The following is a 6,000-nucleotide window of genomic DNA, read 5'->3' on the forward strand; positions in this document are numbered from 1 at the left end:
AAGTTGCTGCAGCGCCCCACTGAGCTCTTGCTGCGTTGGAACAGCATGGTTGATCGCATCGGCAGCTGTAGAGATATCCGCGCGGGATGCGGGAACCCTGCTCGCTGCAATAGCAACGGAGTACAGGATCCAAGCTAGGGTTCGCGGATCAGTTGCCAAGGGCTTTAACGCCTGAATTAAGCCGAGCTGCGACGCGGCTTCGGTTTGAATGAATTGTTAGGCATTGCCCTGTTTAGTTGCACCACTGCTGCTCGCATGGCTCACCGTCATTATTGCCGTCCATTTGCGTGTTTGGGCAATGCTGAAGAAAGAATGTTGCCTCCGCACAGGATGTCATTTGAGCGCAGTGAGTGCGGCCATCGCATTTGAACTGCGCAGTAGCTGGTCCGGTTGCAGCATTCTCCGCACGATTGGAGCGCCAAGACTGATCCTCTTGAGCAGGTGCGACATGACCAAGCGTTTTTGCAACAGCTTGCAGGTCCGCCGGGCCTGCATTTTTTGCCTTGAACTGATTGTAGGCAAATAGGCCAGCGCCAGCCAAGGCGAGAGGTAGAAAGAGATCTTTGACTTTCACGGGATGCTCCCGGCAAGACCCAACGCCTGAATTAAGCCGAGCCGCGAAGCGGGTTCGGCTTGAATGGACTGTTAGGCGGCAGCATCAAGGCTGGCATGCCACCGTGATAGATACTACTTCCTCGCCCTTGGCTGGGATTTGAAGCCAACAGGTTGCGTCCGGCGGATAGTACTCATAGAAGCGTCCTGTCTCTCGGTCCGCAGCAAGTGGCGCCCCGTACAAGGAGCGCATCTTGTCCAGGCGATCTCCGGGGCACAGATGCTTTGGAGTGCACCCGTCAGGCTTGTCCGAGAAAAGCCCAGCCACCACTCCGTCGCTGAACGAGACGGTTACGTGTGGATAGTAGTAGTGAAGGTTGAGAAAGTCTGATGCCTCCACTTTGCGCATAGGCTGGCCGAGCCTGGACGCAACTGCGCTAGGGGTCTCGCCGATCGCCACTCCGCCGAGCGAAATCTCGCGCTCGGGGATAACGCCCTCTCCGGCAAACGCTAGCGAAGGGATTGTAAGAAGAAGGATGTGTAGAAGTTTCATGCCGCCTAACGCCTGAATTGAGCCGAAAACAATCGCGTAGCGATTGGTTTTCGGCTTGAATGAATTGTTAGGCCCCTCGCCACGGAGGGCGAATGCCATGTTGACTCACCACAGAAGCATAGTAGTCCGCCATATCAGATAGGGACTGATGGACGTAGAGCAGGCCCTCTTGTGCCTCGTCGGACAGGTTGGAGGTCTCGATCTCGGCCACGGCGCGCGCGAGCCATGAAGCTAGATTTGAGATTGTGTCGCCCTGCACGAGCACGCCAGGATATTGCCGACCAGGATGCCGCATGACCGGCGAGTTGGGTGCGTCCGAGTAGATCTCAACTTGTTCTAACCGCATAGCAACCTACCTTGGGGGGCCTAACGCCTGAATTAAGCCGAGCCGCGAACCGGCTTCGGATTGAATGATTTGTTAGGTGCCATCACGCACCTCCGTTGAACACGACGCTGATGTATATCTGGTCATTGGGGTCCCAGTAAGCCAGGAAGTAGCACGGGCCGCCGTCAAAAACCATCACCATCTGTGACGTTGCATATGGAGGGGGTGGGCTGCAGAAAGCATTGACGAGAACGACTCGTCTGCCACGGAGCTCTCGCCCCTGATACTGGAAGGTATAGCTGTCCCAATTTGGGAGGTTCCTTTTGTCCTCTCGGGCCTCCCGTGACACATAAGGCTCAAGTTGTGACTTAGCCGCGGCCACGTCCAAAGCACTCGGTTCCCATGAGCCGCCCGGGACGGCGAGCCAGCTGCCGATTGCAATTGCTAGAGCTGCGAAATATTCCATATGGCACCTAACGCCTGAATTACGCCGAGCCGCGAAGCGGCTTCGGCCTGAATGAATTGTTAGGCGTCACCCCACTCACCGACGAACGCGATAGCGGATATGTGTGGCCTCTGGCGTATCGATTACCCGAATGATCTCCAACTCGACTCGCGACGGCAGCACATCAAACATCCGACGACCACCACCGAACAGCACTGGGATCTGGTGTATCTGTAACTCGTCCAGTACGCCGGCTTCAAGCGCTCTCTGAGCCGTATATGCGCCATGCATGAGTACGATGCGGTCCCCAGCGGCTGCCTTGGCCTGCGACATGGCACTCTCGATTCCGTCAAGCACGTACGTCACCAGTGGATAGTTCGCCACCGAAGGGCCCGGTGGGCGGTGACTGGGCACGAAAATCGGGACACCTTGATTGTCCCCACCCCAGTGATCGACCTGCTCCACGGTGCGCCGACCCGCTACGATTGCACCCGGCGGGTTCCATTCGTCCCACATTTCTCCGACCGCCCCGGCTGGACGCGAGAAGTCCCCGAACCACTCGTGCAGCCGCATAAAACCGTCGCCGCCTGGGTTGCTCGGTTCGTCGTTCGGGCCCGCGATGTATCCGTCGAGCGACATGGACATGAATAGTAGCGATGTAGCCATTTGAGTCTCCCGCGATCTAAAAGTCACAGACTCGCGACACCATTGGATGAGGTCTAACGCCTGAATCAAGCCGAGCCGCGATGCGGCTTCGGCTTGAATGAATTGTTAGGCCGCGGCCGTTAGCCAGCCATCTTGCCCAGCATGTGATCTATGACCTCGCTGTGCTCGTGCTGTGGACTGAACAAGATGACCTCGGCGTCTTGGCCGACTTTGACTGTGTGCCCGGGCGGCCAGTAGAACAAGTCGCCGCCGTTGATCTCTTCCCTTGTGCCGTCCGCATAGGCGACAGTCAGTTCACCCTGTAACACGTAGCCCCAATGCGGAGATTGGCAAAGATCGTTCTCCAACCCCTGAAGTAACGGCGCGATATCGGTACCGGCGCCGAGCGAAAAATACTCGCCGCTGATCTTGCCATATCCGGCGGCGTCGCCAAAATTAAGCTTTTGGCGGGCCACAGCGCCCGGCACATTAATTCTGACGGGTATATCTTGCTTGGCTATGCGCATCGTTTTGTTCCTCCGTCGTGACGTTGAGGTTGAACAAGCGGCCTGACGCCTGAACTAAGCCGCGCCGTGAAGCGACTTCGGCTTGAATAAATTGTTAGGCCCGGCCATTTGCCGCCGGAGCCTAGTCCTTTCGGACGATATCAACTGATATCTCCACCGCTGGAACCGCTCCACGGTTCTCGAGCCAGTGTGTGGTGTTCCTGTCCTCAGGCCAGCCAACTCCGGGACCATAGTCCGTAGCAATTCCATCCCGATGGTCGGTGATCGTTCCTTGCAGCACGTAGACGATGCCCGGCCTGTCTTTGTGGTCGTGAACCGGACCGAAAACACCACCCGGCTCGATAGTGACCATGCGCATCCGTAGCTGGCGCCCCGCCATCCCCTCGATCTCAGGACCGAGGTCCATCGCGGAAAGCAATTGAACCGAGACGCCTTTCGTTGTTGGGACGCTCACGTTGCCTCCTGGTGCCCTCCGGGGCCTAACGCCTGAATTAGGCCGAGCCGCGAAGCGGCTTCGGCTTGAATGAATTGTTAGCTGCGCGCCTACGCAGTGCCAAGATGATCAAGTTCATTGGCCTCAAGATGGTCCAGATAGCCAGACACACCCTCTTGCTTAATCAAGTGGCTCTCACGGTCAGACAGTGGAACCATATAAAGGAACCTCACTGTCTCGCCATCGGCTATGAGTTCACCTTTGGACTCGGAAGAGAACGGCGGGCGGAACAGGATGGTGCTGGCGTTGGGAAAATGAGGGACGTGCCCAGGATTGGTGAGGCGATGCCACCAATCGAGGCATTGCCCATAGTCGAACGGATACTCGGCCACATTTGCCAAGAACGCGGCGACAGCATACGCCTGACGCTCGTCGAGATGTCTACGAAGAGCCCAGTGGAGCTCAATGTATCGGGTAGTGCACTCCAACCCGAGCGCGACGTTAGAAAGACCAATTGTTACGCACGATGTGACGTCACACTCATCGTCAGCGGACCAAATTGCCACGTCTAAGCGAGGTAGTCTCCCGGGCTTAGCCATTTCAAGAGAGTCAAATGTAAAGAGGTAGGTCGGCTCACCCCAATCCTCGATTAGGTCGTTGTAGATCTCCCGGGCTCGTGCCGTCGGGTTTGTCTTTGTCTCAGTTGCCATGAGGCTGCCTCGCGCAGCTAACGCCTGAATTACGCCGAGCCGCGAAGCGGCTTCGGTTTGAATGAATTGTTAGGCGGCTACTCGACGAACCGATAGGAGAGCCAGCCCGGGCGACCACCTGTTTGCAATGCTTCCAGTAGTGCTTGGAAGGCCCGATCCTTGTGCACGCACTCACTTGCTGGGTGAGGCAATAACTCGCCATGAGCGATTTGGGTGCGTGTGGCCTCTGGTGGAACAACTGGCTCCTTTGCATCTAACGCCCGGTATTCGCTCCAATTGTCATCCAGGAAGATCAAGCTGGCGAAGTCGTCTGCCCACTCCAGCGCAGCAAAGCCCGAAATGTAGCGAGGAGCTAGCCCTAGGAATCGTTGCCATCTTGGCCTTGGACCATCGTCGTAGGAAATGGACAGCCGTCCCTGGTCGCGATCTAGGCAAGCCCGTACCGCTTCAGCTACCTCCTTGGACGAGTCAAGGACATGGTCCTCATCGTTGAGCTCGAAATACCATGGGGAGATTGCGGGAATGTCCATATAGCCGCCTAACGCCTGAATTAAGCCGAGCCGCGAAGCGGCTTCGGCTTGAATGAATTGTTAGGCCGCTAGCGGTACGAGTGGAACCCGACCTGCGACCCGTAGATACGCTCGCCATTCTTGACGCGAATTTCCAATGCGTCCAGTTGGCGCGAGATGCTTCGATAGTGCCGAAACCAGTGCATGAACTGAGGGACAGCAAGTAAGGCAAAGATGCCCGCAGCGATGTAGCCGAGGTCCAAGCGCTCCTGGCCGTACAAGAGATAGACAACCGCGAGCACAATGAGCCCGGCGGCTGGGCCGACTAGAGCAGCAACAAGCAAAGTTCGACGTGCGGTTCGCGAAGTAGCCGCCCGCACGGCAGCTAAATCTTCTAGGCGGACGATGTCGTTGTCTTCCATAGCGGCATAACGCCTGAACTAAGCCGAGCCGCGAAGCGGCTTCGGCTTGAATGAATTGTTAGGCCGCGCCATAGCCAAGCGAGACCATTAGGTCGGCAATGTGTAGCTTTCCGCAGGAGCGTGCAAGCTCAAGTGGCGTCTCCCCTGCGTGATCTGTAATTGTCCAGTCAGCGCCGGCCCGTAAGAGCACCCGGACTAGATCCGAGTTGCCCCGATACACAGCACAGTGCAACGGGGAAAAACCAAACTCGCCTTGCCAATTGAGGTCGGCGCCCAGCGCAATTAGGTGTTGAACAGCGTCAATAATCTGATAGTTGCAGGCGACAATCAGTGGACTGTCCTGGACCAGGTTGGTGCAGTTGACGCCCTGGCCGAGCTGCTCCTCTGTGAATGAATCAGTTCCGAGGAGAAATTCGTGAACAGCATGTTTCATAGCGGCCTAACGCCTGAATTAAGCCGAGCCGCGAAGCGGCTTCGGCTTGAATGAATTGTTAGGCCGACCGCCCGCGCTTGAGAACTGAGGTGCCGACCCATGACCAGTATGCAAGTACGGCGGCTAGCCAAGCAAAACCGAAATTGAGGCAGCTCTTGATGGGGCCAAACCACTCGAAGGAGTTCCCGGGTTGCTGCCCCAGCAGGTGGGGCCACGCCTCCATTTGCCAGAAGTCGGCGAACAGCCAGGCGGCCAGCCACAAAGGTGCGAGCCACCCAATTGAGAAAGCTGCGACAAGTACTTGTTTCAAGTAGCGCATGAGGTCACCGGCGGCCTAACGCCTGAACTAAGCCGAGCCGCGAAGCGGCTTCGGCTTGAATGAATTGTTAGACCTGTACCACCTAACCGAAGGCGGCAAGAACATGAGCCCAAGAGTCGCCAACTGA

General features: G+C 57.0%; 9 protein-coding genes. 1 reads left to right on the top strand and 8 read right to left on the bottom strand.

Annotation, left to right across the window (positions count from 1 at the left end):
- Nucleotides 1-232: 232 nt before the first annotated feature.
- The 5 genes from ASE10_RS19765 to ASE10_RS17310 all read right to left on the bottom strand — a co-directional run bounded on the left by ASE10_RS19765 (nucleotide 233) and on the right by ASE10_RS17310 (nucleotide 3,501).
- Nucleotides 233-574, bottom strand: coding sequence for an excalibur calcium-binding domain-containing protein (locus tag ASE10_RS19765; RefSeq protein WP_200944236.1), 342 nt, complete (start codon nucleotides 572-574; stop codon nucleotides 233-235).
- Nucleotides 575-658: 84 nt separating this feature from the next.
- Nucleotides 659-1,204 (bottom strand): hypothetical protein, encoded by a 546-nt coding sequence (locus tag ASE10_RS20380; RefSeq protein ID WP_156087822.1) that lies wholly within the window; start codon nucleotides 1,202-1,204, stop codon nucleotides 659-661.
- Nucleotides 1,205-1,971: 767 nt separating this feature from the next.
- The gene (locus ASE10_RS17300) at nucleotides 1,972-2,520 is read right to left on the bottom strand and encodes a dihydrofolate reductase family protein (RefSeq protein WP_235565784.1); all 549 of its coding nucleotides are present in this window, start codon (nucleotides 2,518-2,520) and stop codon (nucleotides 1,972-1,974) included.
- Between the two features lie 140 nt (nucleotides 2,521-2,660).
- A complete protein-coding gene (locus ASE10_RS17305; protein ID WP_055901335.1) occupies nucleotides 2,661-3,047 on the bottom strand; it encodes a hypothetical protein in 387 nt (128 codons plus the stop codon).
- Nucleotides 3,048-3,168: 121 nt separating this feature from the next.
- Nucleotides 3,169-3,501, bottom strand: a complete 333-nt coding sequence (locus tag ASE10_RS17310; protein WP_235565785.1) for a cupin domain-containing protein — start codon at nucleotides 3,499-3,501, stop codon at nucleotides 3,169-3,171.
- Nucleotides 3,502-3,605: 104 nt separating this feature from the next.
- On the opposite strand from ASE10_RS17310, the gene ASE10_RS21185 reads away from it, so the two are divergent.
- Entirely contained in the window at nucleotides 3,606-4,052 is a 447-nt protein-coding gene (locus ASE10_RS21185; RefSeq protein ID WP_235565786.1) for a hypothetical protein, read from the top strand.
- Between the two features lie 215 nt (nucleotides 4,053-4,267).
- Here the strand turns inward: ASE10_RS21185 and ASE10_RS20610 are convergent, their stop codons facing one another.
- From ASE10_RS20610 to ASE10_RS17320, 3 genes are all read right to left on the bottom strand, one after another.
- A complete protein-coding gene (locus tag ASE10_RS20610) occupies nucleotides 4,268-4,720 on the bottom strand; it encodes a hypothetical protein (protein ID WP_157480996.1) in 453 nt (150 codons plus the stop codon).
- Between the two features lie 68 nt (nucleotides 4,721-4,788).
- On the bottom strand, nucleotides 4,789-5,121 hold the full coding sequence (locus tag ASE10_RS17315) for a hypothetical protein (protein ID WP_157480997.1): 333 nt from the start codon (nucleotides 5,119-5,121) through the stop codon (nucleotides 4,789-4,791).
- A 58-nt stretch (nucleotides 5,122-5,179) separates the two neighbouring features.
- Nucleotides 5,180-5,554, bottom strand: coding sequence for an ankyrin repeat domain-containing protein (locus ASE10_RS17320; protein WP_055901344.1), 375 nt, complete (start codon nucleotides 5,552-5,554; stop codon nucleotides 5,180-5,182).
- Nucleotides 5,555-6,000 lie beyond the last annotated feature (446 nt).

Source organism: Lysobacter sp. Root76, from assembly GCF_001428685.1.
Lineage (GTDB): Bacteria > Pseudomonadota > Gammaproteobacteria > Xanthomonadales > Xanthomonadaceae > Lysobacter.